The following is a 16044-nucleotide window of genomic DNA, read 5'->3' as shown; positions in this document are numbered from 1 at the left end:
GACACAGGCCGCGTAAGGCGCCCCGAAAGGGGCGCGGGGCTGTGTCGACATGCGGCTCCGCCGCGGGGCACGACCAGCCACGACGGAGTCGCGCAGACCCACGAACCGCAACCACTACGGCGCTCCCCCACCACCCGAACACGGCGACCTAGTCGCCATTCCCCGTGCCGGAGGCGAACGGCCAGGTCACCCCGCCTCCCGCTCCGGTATCACCTGCTCCCGGTCCGCCAGTCTGCGGAGCATCTCCCGCACCCGGTCCCGGGACTCGTCCGCCGCGTCGATCGCCTCCATGCACTGCCAGTACGTGCCCTCGTCGTCCGCCGCGCAGGCGATGCCGACGAGGGCGATGCCGACCTCGCCGAGCAGACCGCCCAGGCACAGCAGGGCGAGGCGCGCGTCGCCCAACTCCGTGAGCTGGGCCGCGCGTAAGTCCTCGACGGCGAGTACCGGGGTGTCGAGGACTCCGCAGCCCCGGCCCGCCAACTCGGTCAACCCCAGTGCCTCGCCCCGCAGTTCGGGCGGGCCGAAGACCGCGAGGCGGCTGCCTATCGCCTGGGCGAGGGCCTGCGCCTGCCACACCTCCGTCAGGGTCTCCGGCACGCCGCCGCTTCCGGCCAGGGCGCGCCTGCTCGTCACGATGAGCCGCATCGCGTCCATGCGCTGCCCCTGTCATATCCCGACGTGCTGTTCGCACGTCCGCCCGAACTCCCCTGTCCACTACCCAGAGTGAGAGCCCCTGAGACGAAAAGCCAGAGGAAGGCGGAAATCTGTGGACAACAAATCGGTTGCGGGCAGATGAATGACTCCGGAGAGTGAAAATGGACGCTCCGACTCCAACAAACGGTCGGCTACGACTACGAGTTGTCGGCTACGGCGCCGGGAACCTGCCCTCGTTCCGGTCGATCTTCGCGTCCAGCGCCGCGAGCGGATCGACGCCGAGCACCTCGCACAGCTGGAGCAAGTACGCGAGGACGTCGGCGACTTCGTCCCGCACCCGGTGCGCGCTCTCCGGGTCGTCCATCACCCGCGCCGATTCCTCGGGGGTCAACCACTGGAAGATCTCGACGAGTTCGGAGGCCTCCACACTGAGCGCGGAGACGAGGTTCTTGGGGGTGTGGTAGGGCTGCCAGTTCCGCGCGGCCGCGAACTCGGCCAGTCTGCGCTGCAGTTTCGCCACGTCGAGATGTTCTGTCACGGGTCCAGGTCTACCACTGTGACGCCGTCGATCTGGGCGGCCCAGGAGGCGTCGCTCACCGCGCCGACCAGCCGGATGTGCCCGCGCTCGCACATCCGCGCCGCGAGCCGCAGCAGTTCGGCCCGTTGCCGTACGTCCACTCCCCGGTCGAGGCCGTCGGCGAGGACGGTGAGGGTCTGCATCGCGGCCGGGACCTCGCCGGGCGGGTCGACCTCCAGGACGCCGGGGCCGGTGAGGAGCACCAACGCGAGTGCCGCGTACCGGAGTTCACCGTCACCGAGCCGTTCGAAGCCGGTGCGTAAGCCGTCGCCCCGGTCGAGCACCGCGCGGAGCAAGCCGTCGCCCAGCGGTTCCGCGAGGAGGTCCACCACGGGTCCGGCGCAGCCGGTGCGCACCGCTGTGACGAGCTGCCCGTGCCGTCGCCCGCACTCGGACCGGGTGCGCCACAGCACGTCGGCGAGGTTGCCGCAGTCCCGCAGCAGCCGCCCGTCGCCGATCGGCACGGCATCACGCATCCGCTCGGGTGCCGGATCGCAGGCGAAGACGGAGCGCAGGGCGACCACCATCTGCTCGGCGGCGGCGAGGACCTGGCGCTGTCCGTCGGTCTTGCCGGCGACGCGCAACGGCAGCAGGGCCGTGCCGAGCCGGTCGTCCGGCAGGGGTGCGCGGGTGACCGGCGACGAACCCGCCGTGTGCCAGGCGGCCTGCACCGAGCGGCGGGACGGGTCGCGCAGCGCGGTCTCCAGGAGGACCAGGCCGCCCGACGTCAACCGCTCGCCCACGATGCGCAGTTCGGGCTCGGCCTGGACGGCGACGTCGAGCCGTACCGGACCCTCGGGCCCGTCCGCCGTACAGCCGATCCTGAACCCGCGGCGGCACTGGGCGTCGGGCCGGGCCCGCTCCGGGACGCAGGCGACCGGGTCCGGGAACACGTCCCCGACCTCGCTCCCGCCGCCGAGCCGCGCGAGCGCCTCGTACGCCCGCAGCGCACTTGTCTTGCCGCAGCCGCTGGGCCCGGCGAAGAGGGTGAGCGGCCCGAGCGGGAATCCGGCGCCCCGGTGCGTGGCGAACGCCGACAGCCGCAGCTCGGTGAGGTGCGGCCGGTCGGGGTGCGCCTCGACGCGCCCGGGGTCCGTCGGCCCGGGTGTCCTCGACGACGGCGGGGCGACGCCGGCCGACGGCTCCGGCGTGGGCCGGGCCCGGGGCGAGGCGGCTTCGGGTGATCCCCCCTGTGGCGGCACGGACTCGGACGACCGGGAGGACGCGGGCGGCCTGGAGAACCGGGAGGAGCCGGACGACTGGGGCGACTGTGCTGACACGGTCATATCCGGACCGTAGGCCTCCGCCGTCAGGCGAACCGTTCCGCCCCGGGGACCTTCCTACGATCGAGGGACGACCCCACCGCCTTTGCCACCGGGACGACTCATACGCCCGGAACCCCGGCCCCCTCCATCAGCCCCTGCACCTCGGTCCCCGGCGGTGTGAGCAGGAACACGTTCCGGTCGACGCGGGTCATCCCGCTCGCCAGGCCGAAGACGACGCCCGTGCTGAAGTCCAGCACCCGCTTGGCGACTTCCGTCTCCGCGCCGGTGAGGTCGAGCAGCACCGGGATGCCCGCCATCAGGGTCTCCGCGACCTCGCGGGCGTCCCCGAACACGTTCACGCGGAGGACGACGAAGCGGCGGCGCGGCTCGGTCGCGGCCTCGGGTATCGCACGGTGGCCCACGGCGGACGGCCAGGCGTCGCGCCCCCGCAGCGGCACTACCTGGGCGAGCCCTTCCCACTGTTCGTCGGTGACATCGTGGCTGTTCACCGGCATGCTCCGTCCTGGGTCGCGCTGGCAGTCTGCATCCGGCAATTGTTGCGCACTGTCACCCGTTCGGCCCAACTGCGACACACTGCGCGACAAGATCGGGCCGCATCTCACAGTGGCCCCCGGCCGGTTGTGCACCGGGCGTAACCCCTCATGATCGGGCCGCGTGACCTCGGCGTAACGGGCAATTCGTACGGTCTACGGCATGACGAAGCCCCCCACGCGACAGGTACGGACGGTCTGCTCGTACTGCGGTGTGGGCTGCGGCATGCTGCTCGACGTCGGCGCGGGCCCCGACGGGGGGCCTACGGTCCTCAGGGCGTCCGGCGACAAGGCGCACCCGGCGAACGGCGGGCGGCTCTGCACCAAGGGCGCGACCACGGCCGAGATGCTCGCCGCACCGGGCCGGCTGACCGGCGCGCTCGTGCGGGACGAGCGCGGCGAGGAGCCGGTGCCGACACCCGTGACCGACGCGATCGCCGAGACCGCGCGGCGGCTGCGGAAGGTCGTCGACGAGCACGGGCCGGACGCGTTCGCCCTCTACGTCTCCGGGCAGATGAGCCTGGAGGCGCAGTACTTGGCGAACAAGCTGGCCAAGGGGTTCATCGGGACGAACCAGATCGAGTCCAACTCCCGTCTGTGCATGGCGAGTGCGGGTGCCGGTTACAAGTCGTCGCTGGGGGCGGACGGGCCGCCGGGGTCGTACGAGGACTTCGAGCGGGCGGACGTGTTCCTGGTCATCGGCTCCAACATGGCCGACTGCCATCCGATTCTCTTCCTGCGGATGATGGAACGGGTCAAGGCGGGCGCCAAGTTGATCGTCGTCGACCCGCGCCGGACGGCCACGGCGGCGAAGGCGGACCTCTTCCTGCAGATCGCGCCGGGCACCGATCTCGCCCTGCTCAACGGCCTGTTGAGGCTCCTGCACGAGAACGGGCACACCGACCCGGAGTTCATCGCCGCGCACACCGAGGGCTGGGAGGCGCTGCCGGAGTTCCTCGCCGACTACGCGCCGGACACCGTCGCGGCCCTCACCGGTCTCGCCGAGGACGACATCCGTACGGCGGCCCGGCTGATCGGCGAGGCGGGCGAGTGGATGAGCTGCTGGACGATGGGCCTCAACCAGTCCACGCACGGCACCTGGAACACCAACGCCCTCGTCAACCTGCATCTCGCGACCGGCGCCATCTGCCGCCCCGGCAGCGGCCCGTTCTCCCTCACCGGCCAGCCGAACGCGATGGGCGGCCGCGAAATGGGCTACATGGGACCGGGGTTGCCGGGCCAGCGGTCCGTACTCGTCGCGCAGGAGCGGGAGTTCGTGGAGGAGCTGTGGGGTCTCCCGGCCGACACCATCCGCGCGGACGGTGTCGGCCGGGGCACCGTCGAGATGTTCCAGAAGATGGCCGACGGCGACATCAAGGCCTGCTGGATCATCTGCACCAACCCGGTCGCCTCCGTCGCCAACCGACGGACCGTCATCGAGGGCCTGGAAGCAGCCGAGTTCGTCGTCACCCAGGACGTCTTCACCGACACCGAGACCAACGCCTACGCCGACGTCGTCCTCCCCGGCGCCCTGTGGACCGAGTCCGAGGGCGTCCTCGTCAACAGCGAACGCACCCTCACACTCGCCCGCCCCGTCGTCGCCCCACCCGGCGAGGCGATGCCCGACTGGCGCATCATCGCGTCCGTCGCCTGCGCGATGGGCTACGAGAAGGGCTTCTCCTACGACAGCGCGGAGCAGGTCTTCGACGAGATACGGCAGTTCTGGAACCCGGTGACCGGCTGGGATCTGCGCGGGGTGACGTACGAACGGCTGCGGTCCACTCCGGTGCAGTGGCCTGCGGCGGAGGAGGACGGACCGGACCGCAACCCCATCCGGTACGTGGGCGGGGGCGGCCTGCGCTTCCCGACTGCGAGCGGGCGAGCCGTCTTTCACGCCCGCCCTCACATGCCGGCCGCCGAACTTCCCGACGACGACTACCCGTTCGTGCTGAACACCGGGCGGTTGCAGCACCAGTGGCACACGCTGACGAAGACCGGCAAGGTCGCCAAGCTCAACAAGCTCAACCCCGGGCCCTTCGTGGAGCTGCATCCGCAGGACGCAAGGGAGTTGGGGATCACGGAGGGCGACTCGGTGGAGGTCGCTTCGCGGCGGGGACGGGCCGTACTGCCGGCCGTGGTGACCGACCGGGTACGGCCGGGGGGCTGTTTCGCGCCGTTCCACTGGAACGACCTCTTCGGCGAGTATCTGAGCGTCAACGCGGTGACGAACGATGCGGTGGATCCGGTGTCGTTCCAGCCGGAGTTCAAGGTGTGTGCGGTGTCGTTGACGAGGGTGGCATCGGCGCCCGCACCAGCACCGGCTCCAACAGAGGTTTGGCAAAAGGCAGTTGTCCCGACCTCCGTCACCCCGGGCGCGAATCCCTTCGGCCTCGATCCCACCCCGCCGCCCGTCCTCACCGCTCAGGAACGCCTCTACCTGACCGGCTTCCTCGCGGGCATCGAGTCCGGTGCCCCGGGTGTCCCGACGCTTCCGCCGGACGCGCCCTTCAGCGCCGAGCACGCCTTGTGGGTCAACGGTGTTCTCGCCGGGATGTATTCGAGGTCCACTGCCACTCCAGCGCAACTACCGCAGCCCGGGCGGCAGATCGTCGTCCTGTGGGCCTCGCAGACGGGCAACGCCGAGGAGGTGGCGGCGGCCACCGCCGAACGGCTGGGCTCGGCCGGGCACCGGGCGACCCTGCTCGGCATGGACCAGGCCGACGTCGGCACGCTCCCGGCCGACGCCGATCTCCTCTTCATCACCAGCACGTTCGGCGACGGCGACGCCCCCGACAACGGCTCCGGCTTCTGGGACACGCTCGCCGGTGAACAGGCGCCGCGCCTGGACGGAGTGCGGTTCGCGGTACTCGCCCTGGGCGACTCGTCGTACGGCGACTTCTGCGGGCACGGGCGCCGACTGGACGCCCGGCTCGACGAGTTGGGCGGGGTGCGACTGGCCCCGCGTACGGACTGCGAGCCGGACTTCGAGCCGTCGGCGGACGCGTGGCTGGGGCAGGTGCTCACGGCGCTCGGCACCGAGAGGTCCACCGAGACAGCGGCCTCCAAGTCGCCGCCCCGGCCCGCCAAGCCCACCCCCACCGCCGCCCGTCTGGTGGGCAACCGCCTGCTCAGCCGCCCCGGCGCGGGCAAGGAGGTCCGCCGGTTCACCTTCGACACCAGCGGCACCGACCTCACGTACGAGACGGGTGACGCGCTCGGCGTCCGGCCGGTCAACTCCCTCTCCCTGGTGGACGAATGGCTCACCGCCACCGGGACCGACGCCGCAACGGTCGTAGAACTGGAAGGCGTTGGAGAGCTCCCCTTCGCCGAGGCGCTCCTCCGGCAGTTGGACATCACCCGTATCACCCCGGACCTGCTCCGGTTCGTGGCCGAACGGGCCCGGGACGACCGGGAGTTGCGCAGGCTGCTCAGGCCGGACAACAAGGACCGGCTCGCGCAGTGGAGTTGGGGGCGGCAGGCGGTGGACGTGCTCGCCGAGTATCCGGTGAAGGCGGGGGCCGAGGAGTGGGCCGGAGTCCTCAAGAGCCTTCAGCCGCGGCTGTATTCGATCTCCTCCAGCCCGCTCGTCGACCCGCACAGCGTCTCGCTGACGGTGTCGGTGGTGCGGTACGAGAATCTCGACGGCCGTCCGCGCGGCGGAGTTTGTTCACCGTTCCTGGCGGATGCCGAGGCGGGGACCGAGGTCCCGGTGTTCGTGCAACGCTCGCCGCACTTCCGGCCGCCCGCCGATCCCGCGACCCCGATGGTGATGATCGGACCCGGCACCGGTGTCGCGCCGTTCGTCGGCTTCCTTCAGGAGCGGCGCGCGCTCGGGCACCCCGCGCCGAACTGGCTGTTCTTCGGGGAGCAGCACCGTGCGACGGACTTCTACTACGAGGAGGAGCTGACGGAGTTGCTGGACGAGGGCACCCTCGCCCGGCTCGACACGGCGTTCTCCCGGGACCAGCGCGCCAAGGTGTACGTGCAGGACCGGATGCGGGAGCACGGGCCCGAGTTGTGGCACTGGCTGCGGGAGGGTGCCCACTTCTATGTGTGCGGGGACGCCTCGCGGATGGCGAAGGACGTGGATCGCGCGTTGCGGGACATCGCGGTCGCGCACGGCGGGATGGACGAGGCCGAGGCGGCCGCGTATGTGAAGCAACTGGCGGCGGCGAAGCGGTATGTGCGCGATGTTTACTGAATGAACCGATGGCCACGGTCACTTGAACAAAGCCGTTCGAGTTTGTCCCATTTAGGCCATGACGAGGCCTTCTTACCGGTCTCACACCCGAATCTTCACGACTCCGGACACCCGGCTCACCGGGCCCGATTAGCGTCCTGTGTCGTGCACTTGGCAGAAACACAACAGGTGACACCCGGTCGGCGGACACAGTCGGCGGTGTCCGCCCCGGAACCTCCCGCGCAGTGGCACCGCATCCTCACCCTGCTCGCCGACATCAGTCTGTTCATCGGCGTCCGCCCGGTGTGGACGGAGGCCGCCAGCCACCGGCTCGTCGTGGCGGCGGTCGTCTGCCTCTGCTATGCCTCGATCCTGGTGTGCGGGGTGCTGACCCTGGTGGTCCGCCAGGCGCGGTCGCTGGCCCGGATCGATCTCGTCGTCCTGGTGACCGCGGTCCTGCTGGCGCTGTCCGCGTGGTCCGTGTTCCACACCGGCGGCGACGAGGCGGTCCTCACCACCCAGGCCGCCAAGGAACTGGTCGCCGGACACCCGGTCTACGGCCAGCCCTGGCCCTGGCTCTTCCACCCCAGCCAGGGCGTCGCCCTCACCCCGACGGTGACCGGCGGCTACGACTACACCTACGGCTATCCCCCGCTGGAGACACTGCTCACCGCGCCCCTGCTGTGGATCGGACACGGTGGCGCCCCCGCGACGGCCGTCGCGACCGGCGCGCTCATCGCGGCCGCGGTCCTCATGTGGCGCCTGCTGCCCACGCAGTGGCGGTCGGCGGCCACCATGGCGTGCCTGGGCCTGGGCCTTCTTCCGACCTACGGCCGTCAGGGCTATCCCGCCGTGCTCGCGCTGGCGTTGCTGGTGCCGGTGGTGATCCGCTGGCCCCGGATCGGCAGGGGCGGCCGGCTCGGCCCGGCCGGGATCGCCCAGGCCGCGTGCCTGGGTGCGGCCTGCGCGGCGCAGCAACTCCCCTGGTTCCTCACGCCGTTCCTGCTCGCCGGGATCTACGCGGTGCGGCGCGGTGAACTCGGCGCCCGGCAGGCCGCGTTGGTGCTGCTGCGGATCGTCGGGGTCGCCGTCACCGTATGGCTGCTGATCAACACGTACTTCATCGTGCACGAGCCGGGCACCTGGCTACGGGGCATCGCGCTGCCGCTGACACAGGGCGCGGTGGTGCACGGCCAGGGCCTGGTGGACATCTCGCTGTACTTCACGAACGGCAGCGACCGCCTCGACTGGTACTCCCACGCGAGCATGCTGCTGGCGGCGGGCCTGCTCGCCGTATTCGTGCTGTTCGTACGGCGGTTGGGACCGGCGGCGACCGTGCTGCCGTGGTGTGCCTTCTATCTGGCGACCCGTTCGCAGGACGGCTACTACCTGCTGATGACGCCGCTGTGGCTGGCCTCGGCGGTGACCGCACCGATCGCCGAGTTCCGTGCCGCGTGGCAGCCGCGCCCCCGGCTGCTGTCCGGCCCGCACCGCCGTCAGGCCCGGGTCGCGGCGGCCGTGCTGCTGGTCACGCCCGCGCTGGCGAGCGCCGCCGTGGCGGCGACGGGGGCACCGCCGATGGACATGCGACTCACCGGTGTGCGGCGCGCGTTGCCCACCGTCGTGACCCGGCTGACCCTCAAGGTGACCAACGCGTCCGGCGACGCGCTCACGCCCCACTACACGCTCACCACGGGCCAGGGCATGAGCAAGTACTGGTCCCAGGTGGGCGGCCCGGCGACGCTGCCCGCGCACAGCACGGAGACCATCGAACTCCGGCCGCCCGACGGGACGTTCACCCTGCCGCACAAGAAGGTCCGCATCCGGGTGCGTGCCTTCACCGCCACCCCGCAGACACTGTCCAGCTCGGACATCCAGCTGCGACCCAAGGACTGACCGTCTGTTTCGACGGTCGGTCAGGCGGCGGTCCGCAGGAAGCGCAGCGTGGTGGTGACGGTGGTCAGGCCGCGCAGCATGCCCAGTTGGTTCCAGCCCAGGCCGAACTGGTCGCGGTCCACGGTGAATTCGGCGTCCAGCGTGAGCGCTTCGCCGGTCGTGTCCTTGAGGCGGGCCGTGAAGGTCTGCGGGCGGCTGATGCCGTGGACGGTCAGCTGACCGACGACGTGCACGGTGTCACCGTCGCGCAGTTCCGCGCTGCGCACCGCGAAGGTGATCTCCGGGAACTTCTCGGTGTCGAACAGGTCGGCGGACCGCAGATGCTTGTCACGCTTGGCGTTCTTGGTGTCCAGGGAGGCGGCGTCCAGGGTCAGCGTGCCGATCGCGGAGCCGTCGCCCCGGACCTCGCCCTGACCGTTGAAGGTGCCGAAGGTGCCCTTCACATTGACCAGGCCCCACATCGTCTTGTGGCTGATGCCCACGGTGGAGGCGGCCTGGTCGAGCTGCCACACCCCGGTCTCGACGGCGACGGTCATGATCTCTCCCGCTGGTTCCAGTAGTCCAAATTTGAATGAGCTTTGCGAGCCTCACGCTAGCCCATTATCCAAATCTGGACAACCACCTCCTCCAAAATTGGACAACAGGTAGACTCAACCCATGGCCGACCCCGTAGAGCGCCCCGCCGACCAGCCCGAATGCCCGTCCCTGCGGGGCGACGGGCTGCTCCCGCCCGAGCTGCGCGCCTGGATGCTGCTGCTGGCGGCGACGGGCGCGGTGGAGCAGGAGCTGCGCTCGGTCGTGAAGGGGAACCTCGACGTCTCGCACGACGAGTTCCTGGTGCTGTGCCTGCTGGCCGAGCAGCCCAAGGAGGGGCTGCGGATGACCCGGATCGCGGAGCTGCTGGGCCGGCCCAAGACCCGCCTGACCTATCAGATCGCCTGTCTCCAGCACGCGGGCCTGGTCACCCGCAAGTCCGTCTGCGGCGACAAGCGCGGCATCGAAGTCGCCCTCACCGACAAGGCGACCCGCCTCCTGCGCGAGGCCTCCGAGTCACTCGCCGAGACGGTGAGGCGCGGGCTCACCCAGTTCGTGGGGCGCGAGCAACGGGAGGCGCTGAACGCGCTGTTCCCCGATCGCGCCGCCACCTGACGCCGCTCTAGAGGGAGTTGGGGGCGCCCCCGTCCGCCAGCAGGTCCACGAGGGTCGCCCGGGCCCGTGCCACCCTCGAACGGACCGTCCCCACAGGGCAGTTGCTCAGTTCCGCCGCCTCTGCGTAGGGCAGGCCCAGGAGTTGGGTGAGGAGAAATGCCTCGCGGCGTTCGTCCGGCAGCAGGGCCAACAGATCAAGCAGCGCTACGCCGTCCTCGAAGCCCGGAAGGCCCCGGGGCTGGGCCAGTTCCACGGCGAGTTGCCAGTCCTGAACGTCGGACAGGCGGGGGCGGACGGCGGCACGGCGGTAACTGTCGATCACCGCGCGGCGGGCGATGGACAGCAGCCAGGTACGGGCCGAGGAGCGGCCCTCGAAGCGGTGCAGGCTGCCGAGCGCCCGCAGGAACGTGTCCTGCGCGAGGTCGTCGACCGCCTGCGGGTCGGCGCAGAGGTGGGAGACATAGCGCAGGACGTCACGGTGCAGGGCGCGCACGAGGTGGTCGACGGCGACGGAGTCGCCGTGTCGGGCGGCCAGCGCCCAGTTGGTCAGCGACTCGTCGCTCGACTCCGTCACGTCGGGCGATGCGGGCAGGGTAGGAGTGATCACCTGAGGTCCTTCTCGGTCATCCGTGAAAGGGGATCGGCCGTCCCGCGGCGCCGGGCAGAGGCGTGGCGCGGGGGTACGGCCCAGGCCCGAGGCGCGTAGGCGCGACCCCGGCGTGCCGGCTGTCGTCAGGCGACAGCGGTCCCCAGGGGCGGACCCCGAGAGGTGATCGCGTGGACGAGAAGGAGAAGGTGCGGCGCCCGCTCGGAACGGGGGCGACGCGGACGGAGACGCGGGCGATGCGGTGGAACGGGGAGCGCGAGCAGCAGTCGTAGCGGAGCCACCAGTCGTCCGGCCACGGCCCGCAGGACGCGGAACGCGGCGCGCTCGCCGTGTGCCAGCCACAGGCCGCAGAGCAGGGCGGCGAGGAGGTGGGCCGCGAGCATGCCGGGTGAGGAGGTGCCGGTGGTGGTGGCCGACATATGGCCCATGTCCATGGTGTCGGTGGCGCTCATGTGCATGGAGCCCATGTCGGCCGACCCCATGTTCATGGCTGCCGACTCCCCCGCCATCGCCCCTGTCGCGGGCTCCGCCAGGGTGAACGCCGAGTGGAGGGCGACCTGGGCGGCGACCACGAGGGTCACGATCAGCGGGAGGCCGCGTTCACGGCCCGCCAGGGACCAGCCGGCCGCACCGGTCGCGGCCAGTCCGGTGGCCAGTGTCCAGGCCGGTACATGGTGGCCGGACATCAGGACGTGGGCCAGGGCCGCGAGCAGCACGCAGACGGCCGCGAACATCGCGGCCCTCACTGTGCGCGCACACCACCCTGCCGTCATGGCGCCTCATCCTGGCATCCGAACCTTGGTCTCAGCCGTGGGTACGGTATTTCCCTGCTCGGTGCTCAGTGGTGGTGCTCAGTGGTGGTGGTCGCGGCGGGCTGGTCCTACTCCTCGATCACGAGGCCCTTGGCCGCGAGGACCGGCGCGAGGTTGCACATCTCGACGACCGTCCTGCCCGCGCGGTACGCGGCGATGAACCCGGCCTCGGCGTCGACCCGTTCCTGCGCGAGGGTGGCGGCCTCGGCCGCGTCCTCGCGGCGGACGACGACCACGCCGTCGGCGTCGGCGCGCATGATGTCGCCGGGGCGGACGAGCATGCCGCCGACGTTGACCGGCTCGCACATCGGGCCGACGGTCTCCTTGACCGTGCCCTTGATGGAGACGCTGCGGGAGAAGACCGGGAAGCCCAGGGCGCGCAGGTCCTCGGTGTCGCGGACGCCCGTGTCGGTGATCAGACCGGCGAGGCCCTTGGACTGGCAGGCGTTGGCGAGGACGTCGCCGAAGGAGCCCGCCTCCTCGTAGTTGCCGGCGGAGACGACCACGACGTCACCGGGCTGCGCGTAGGCGATGGCGGTCTGGAGCATGAGGTTGTCGCGCGGGGCGCACTGGACGGTGAACGCCGGGCCGCACAGGGACATCGTGTGGTCGACCGGCTTGATGGCCGAGTCCAGCGCCCCGAGACGGCCCTGCGCCTCGTGGACGGTGGCCGAGGAGAAGGCACTCAGCTGCTTGACGACGGAGGGCTCCGGCCGGTCGAACTTGGTGCTGACGCGGATCATGATGACCTTTCAGAGGGATCGGACGGTGGGTGCGGAGGTCAGTTCGGCGCACGCCGCCGCGATGCGCTCGCAGGCCTCGGTGAGGACGTCCGTCGACGTGGCGAACGAGATACGGAAGTAGCCGGGGGCGCCGTACGCGGCTCCGTGGATCACCGCCACCTGCCGGCTGTCGAGGAGGTGACGGGCGAAGTCCTCGTCGTTCTCGATCGGGGTACCGGCGGGGGTGAACTGGCCTATGACTGCCCGGCAGTTGACGAGGAGGTAGAAACCGCCGTCCGGGGCCGTGCAGCTCAGCTGCGGGACGTCGTTGACGAGCTTCACGGTCTCGTCGCGGCGGGCGCGGTAGACACGCACGGTGTCCTGGACGAAGTCCTGCGGTCCGGTGAGCGCGGCGGCAGCGGCGGCCTGGCTCACGGAGGAGGGGCACGAAGAGGTCTGGGACTGAAGGGTGTTGATCGCGGTGACCAGGTCCGCCGGACCGACTCCGTAGCCGATACGCCAACCCGTCATCGCATACGTCTTGGAGACACCGTTGGTGAGGAACACCCGGTCGGCCAGGCGGGGTTCGACGGCCGCGAGGGACGCGGCGCTCTCGTCGCCGTACCAGATCTCGTCGTAGATCTCGTCGGTGAGAACGCCGACGTGCGGGTTCGCCAGCAACACCTCGGCCAGGGCACGGAGTTCGGCGGTGGTGTAGGCCGATCCGGTCGGGTTTCCCGGGGTGTTGAGGACGACCCAGCGGGTGTTCTCGGTGATCGCCGCCGTGAGCCGCTCTGGCGTGAGCTTGAAGCCTTCCGCCTCGGGGCAGTCGACGATGACCGGGGTGCCGTCGTTGGCGCGGACCATGTCCGGGTACGACACCCAGTACGGGGCGGGGACGACGACCTCGTCGCCCTCGTCCAAAGTCGCCATCAGGGCAAGGAAGATGACCTGCTTCGCGCCGCCGCCGACGGTGATCCGCGCGTCGGTGAACTCCAGGCCGTGACGCTCGCGGAGTTTGCCGGTGATCGCGGCGCGCAGGGCCGAAGTGCCGTTCACCGGCGTGTACTTGGTCTCGCCCGCCTCGATCGCCTTGATCGCGGCGGCCTTGACGTGGTCCGGGGTGTCGAAGTCGGGCTCGCCCACGGTCAGGTCGAGGATGGTGATGCCCTGGCTCTTCAGCTCGCGTACGCGCTGGGCCGCCGCGGTGCTCGGTGAGGGCTTGATGCGGCGGAGTCGCTCTGCCGTCTTCACGGTGATCAGCCCTCCCTGCGCTCGAAGTTGAGGCCGCCGGGCACCTGGAAGGTGGGCAGGATCTCGATGTGGCCGATGTTGACGTGCCGGGGCGAGTCGACGGCGAACTCGATGGCGTCGACGATGTCCTCGGGCTTCAGGGACTCGTAGCCGTCGTAGAACTCGCGCTGGGCGGCCTCCATGTCGCCCAGCAGGCGGCCGAAGATCTCCGTCTCCACGCGGCCGGGGCAGATCTCGCTGACGCGGACGCGGCGGCCGTAGCCGTCGACGCGGAGCTGGCGGGAGAGGGTGTGCACGGCGGCCTTGGTGGCGTGGTAGATCGTGTTGCCGCCGAAGTTGTAGACACCGGCGATGGAGCTGATGTTGACGATGTGGCCGAGGTCGCGCTCGACCATGCCGGGCATGAGCAGGCGGACCAGGTGCAGGACGGCCTGGATGTTGACGGCGATCTGCTCGTCGATCGCGAACTCGTCGGCGGTGAGGATGTTGCCGGTGCGGGAGACGCCCGCGTTGTTGACGAGGACGTCGATCTCCAGGCCGTCGAGGACGGCGGTGAGCGCCTCGGTGTCGGTGATGTCGACGGCGTGCGGGATGCAACCGGTCTCGTCGGCAAGGGTGTTGAGCCGGTCGGCGTTGCGGGCCACGGCGTGTACTTCGAGGCCGCGCTTGGCGAGCCGTTCGACGACCACGGCTCCGATGCCGGTCGACGCTCCGGTGACGAGGGCCGTCCTGTAGTCGGAGATGGGCATGCTGAGGGCTCCTTGCTGTGCGGGGTGGGGGGTGTGCGGGCGTGCGGGTACCTGTTTTTCGGGGGCGGTGTCAGGCGTCGCGCAGGGGCAGGTGCGCCCGGTCCGTCACTCGGGAGACGGCGATGAGCGTGCCGAGTGCGGTGATGACGGCGTAGAAGGCCGGCATGTTGACGTTGCCCGTGCGGTCGATCAGGTAGGTCATCAGCAGGGGGGCCGTGCCGCCGAAGAGGGCGGAGGAGACGTTGTAGCCCAGGCCGTAGGCGGAGTAGCGCACACGGGTCGGGAAGAGTTCGACGAGGAGTATGTGGATGACGCCTGTGTGGCCGGCGAACACAACGGCCATGATGCAGGCGCCGATCACGGCGAGGGCCACGTTGCCGGTGCCGATCAGCAGGTAGCAGGGGATGCCGACGACGGCCATCGCGACGGCGGATCCGGCGAGGACCTTCTTGCGGCCGATGCGGTCGGAGAGGCGGCCCATGTAGGGGATGGCGATACAGATCGCGACCAGGCTGGAGGCGGTGACGAGGAGGCCCTGGACCTTGCCGAAGTGCAGCTCGGTGCTCATGAAGGTGGGCATGTAGCTGAACAGGACGTAGTAGCCGGAGCCGTTCATCAGGGGGATGAACAGGGCCAGCAGCATGGCGCGCCGGTGTTCGGCGGAGGCGAAGGCCTCCTTGAGCGGGTTCTTGGAGAGGCCGTCCTCTTCTTTCAGGCGCGTGAAGTTGGGGGTGTCGCTGATGCGCTTGCGGATGTAGATACCGGCGATGCCGAGCGGTACGGCGAGCAGGAACGGGATGCGCCAGCCCCAGGACTCCATGCGCGCGGAGCCGAGGCCGCTGGTCATCGCGGCGGCGACCAGCGTGCCGGTGAGCAGCGCGAGGAACGACGCGATCTGCGCGTAGCTCGTGTACAGGCCGCGCTTGCCCTCGGGGGCGTGCTCGGCGAGGAAGCTCATCGCGCCGGAGGCCTCGCCGCCGACGGAGAAGCCCTGCGCGACGCGGAGCAGGATCAGCAGCGCGGGTGCGGCGATGCCGATGCTCGCGTAGCTGGGCAGTACGCCGATGGCCGCGGTGGCGGCGCTGATCAGCAGGATGACGAAGACCAGCATCCGCTGGCGGCCGATGCGGTCGCCGAGGTGGCCGCAGATGACGGCACCGAGGGGGCGGAAGAAGAAGGAGACCGCGTAGCCGAGGAAGACGAGCTGGACGGCGTTGTCGGAGCCGGGGAAGAAGACGGCGGCGAGCGATCCGGCCATGAAGCCGAAGATGCCGTTGTCGTAGAGCTCGGCGAAGATCCCGACGCACCCGGCGAGGGTGACCTTGCGGGCGGTTCTGGGATCGACCGTGTTGGGGACTGGCTGAGCGGCCACGGTACTCATGGCGTCTCCTGTCTGGGGAGCGGGGTGGCGGGGAGCGGGTGAGCGGGTGCGGGTGGGTTTGTGTGCGGGTGGGGTGGTGCGGCGCCCGGTGTTGGTGTGACGCCGGTGTTGGTGTGGGCGTCTTCTGGGGGCTGCGCCCCCAGGCCCCCGCTTCGGCCCTGAACGGGCCTCGTCCTCAAACGCCGGACGGGCTGAGTAATGCCGGCCTGAGTTGAGAGGTACCGGCCTGAGTCGAGAGGTGCCG

At 70.5% G+C, this 16044-nt stretch carries 14 protein-coding genes; 3 read left to right on the top strand and 11 right to left on the bottom strand.

From position 1 onward, the window contains the following. Positions 1-186: 186 nt before the first annotated feature. From OG496_RS40735 to OG496_RS40720, 4 genes are all read right to left on the bottom strand, one after another. Positions 187-657: a DUF6099 family protein gene (locus tag OG496_RS40735; RefSeq protein ID WP_366493289.1), complete on the bottom strand. Its 471-nt coding sequence runs from the start codon at positions 655-657 to the stop codon at positions 187-189. 211 nt (positions 658-868) lie between these two features. After that, positions 869-1195 carry a nucleotide pyrophosphohydrolase gene (locus OG496_RS40730; protein ID WP_405974407.1) on the bottom strand — a complete coding sequence of 109 codons (327 nt, stop codon included), beginning with the start codon at positions 1193-1195 and terminating at the stop codon, positions 869-871. Beyond that, positions 1192-2520, bottom strand: a complete 1329-nt coding sequence (locus OG496_RS40725) for an AAA family ATPase (RefSeq protein WP_405974406.1) — start codon at positions 2518-2520, stop codon at positions 1192-1194. Before OG496_RS40725 ends, OG496_RS40730 begins: the two co-directional genes overlap by 4 nt. A 98-nt stretch (positions 2521-2618) precedes the next feature. Next, complete coding sequence (locus OG496_RS40720; RefSeq protein ID WP_365304033.1) at positions 2619-3014, bottom strand: cell division protein SepF; 396 nt, start codon at positions 3012-3014, stop codon at positions 2619-2621. A 199-nt stretch (positions 3015-3213) separates the two neighbouring features. On the opposite strand from OG496_RS40720, the gene OG496_RS40715 reads away from it, so the two are divergent. Continuing rightward, on the top strand, positions 3214-7251 hold the full coding sequence (locus OG496_RS40715; RefSeq protein ID WP_405974405.1) for a molybdopterin-dependent oxidoreductase: 4038 nt from the start codon (positions 3214-3216) through the stop codon (positions 7249-7251). 198 nt (positions 7252-7449) lie between these two features. Further along, positions 7450-9126, top strand: coding sequence for a hypothetical protein (locus OG496_RS40710; protein ID WP_405974404.1), 1677 nt, complete (start codon positions 7450-7452; stop codon positions 9124-9126). Positions 9127-9146: 20 nt separating this feature from the next. On the opposite strand, the gene OG496_RS40705 is transcribed toward OG496_RS40710, so the two are convergent. Further along, positions 9147-9662, bottom strand: a complete 516-nt coding sequence (locus OG496_RS40705; RefSeq protein WP_366493297.1) for a YceI family protein — start codon at positions 9660-9662, stop codon at positions 9147-9149. 121 nt (positions 9663-9783) lie between these two features. On the opposite strand from OG496_RS40705, the gene OG496_RS40700 reads away from it, so the two are divergent. Further along, positions 9784-10275, top strand: a complete 492-nt coding sequence (locus tag OG496_RS40700; protein WP_405974403.1) for a MarR family winged helix-turn-helix transcriptional regulator — start codon at positions 9784-9786, stop codon at positions 10273-10275. 7 nt (positions 10276-10282) lie between these two features. Here OG496_RS40700 and OG496_RS40695 read toward each other — a convergent pair whose 3' ends face one another. The 6 genes from OG496_RS40695 to OG496_RS40670 all read right to left on the bottom strand — a co-directional run bounded on the left by OG496_RS40695 (position 10283) and on the right by OG496_RS40670 (position 15800). Then, positions 10283-10882 carry a sigma-70 family RNA polymerase sigma factor gene (locus OG496_RS40695; RefSeq protein ID WP_366493299.1) on the bottom strand — a complete coding sequence of 200 codons (600 nt, stop codon included), beginning with the start codon at positions 10880-10882 and terminating at the stop codon, positions 10283-10285. A 125-nt stretch (positions 10883-11007) separates the two neighbouring features. After that, entirely contained in the window at positions 11008-11655 is a 648-nt protein-coding gene (locus OG496_RS40690) for a hypothetical protein (protein WP_405974402.1), read from the bottom strand. A gap of 107 nt (positions 11656-11762) precedes the next feature. Then, complete coding sequence (locus tag OG496_RS40685) at positions 11763-12437, bottom strand: 4-carboxy-4-hydroxy-2-oxoadipate aldolase/oxaloacetate decarboxylase (RefSeq protein ID WP_405974401.1); 675 nt, start codon at positions 12435-12437, stop codon at positions 11763-11765. A gap of 9 nt (positions 12438-12446) precedes the next feature. After that, positions 12447-13670: an aspartate transaminase gene (locus OG496_RS40680; protein WP_405974400.1), complete on the bottom strand. Its 1224-nt coding sequence runs from the start codon at positions 13668-13670 to the stop codon at positions 12447-12449. A 5-nt stretch (positions 13671-13675) separates the two neighbouring features. Beyond that, the gene (locus OG496_RS40675) at positions 13676-14419 is read right to left on the bottom strand and encodes an SDR family oxidoreductase (protein ID WP_405974399.1); all 744 of its coding nucleotides are present in this window, start codon (positions 14417-14419) and stop codon (positions 13676-13678) included. Between the two features lie 70 nt (positions 14420-14489). Then, positions 14490-15800, bottom strand: a complete 1311-nt coding sequence (locus tag OG496_RS40670) for an MFS transporter (RefSeq protein ID WP_405974398.1) — start codon at positions 15798-15800, stop codon at positions 14490-14492. Positions 15801-16044 lie beyond the last annotated feature (244 nt).

It is taken from the genome of Streptomyces sp. NBC_00988 (assembly GCF_045162645.1).
Taxonomy (GTDB): domain Bacteria; phylum Actinomycetota; class Actinomycetes; order Streptomycetales; family Streptomycetaceae; genus Streptomyces.
This window is presented reverse-complemented; position numbering and strand designations above follow the sequence as displayed.

Excerpts from the sequence above, each read along its gene's own strand:
- OG496_RS40735 (WP_366493289.1), bottom strand. The coding sequence starts at position 657 with ATGGACGCGATGCGGCTCATCGTGACGAGCAGGCGCGCCCTGGCCGGA.
- OG496_RS40725 (WP_405974406.1), bottom strand. The coding sequence starts at position 2,520 with ATGACCGTGTCAGCACAGTCGCCCCAGTCGTCCGGCTCCTCCCGGTTC.
- OG496_RS40720 (WP_365304033.1), bottom strand. The coding sequence starts at position 3,014 with ATGCCGGTGAACAGCCACGATGTCACCGACGAACAGTGGGAAGGGCTC.
- OG496_RS40715 (WP_405974405.1), top strand. The coding sequence starts at position 3,214 with ATGACGAAGCCCCCCACGCGACAGGTACGGACGGTCTGCTCGTACTGC.
- OG496_RS40705 (WP_366493297.1), bottom strand. The coding sequence starts at position 9,662 with ATGACCGTCGCCGTCGAGACCGGGGTGTGGCAGCTCGACCAGGCCGCC.
- OG496_RS40700 (WP_405974403.1), top strand. The coding sequence starts at position 9,784 with ATGGCCGACCCCGTAGAGCGCCCCGCCGACCAGCCCGAATGCCCGTCC.
- OG496_RS40690 (WP_405974402.1), bottom strand. The coding sequence starts at position 11,655 with ATGACGGCAGGGTGGTGTGCGCGCACAGTGAGGGCCGCGATGTTCGCG.
- OG496_RS40685 (WP_405974401.1), bottom strand. The coding sequence starts at position 12,437 with ATGATCCGCGTCAGCACCAAGTTCGACCGGCCGGAGCCCTCCGTCGTC.
- OG496_RS40675 (WP_405974399.1), bottom strand. The coding sequence starts at position 14,419 with ATGCCCATCTCCGACTACAGGACGGCCCTCGTCACCGGAGCGTCGACC.
- OG496_RS40670 (WP_405974398.1), bottom strand. The coding sequence starts at position 15,800 with ATGAGTACCGTGGCCGCTCAGCCAGTCCCCAACACGGTCGATCCCAGA.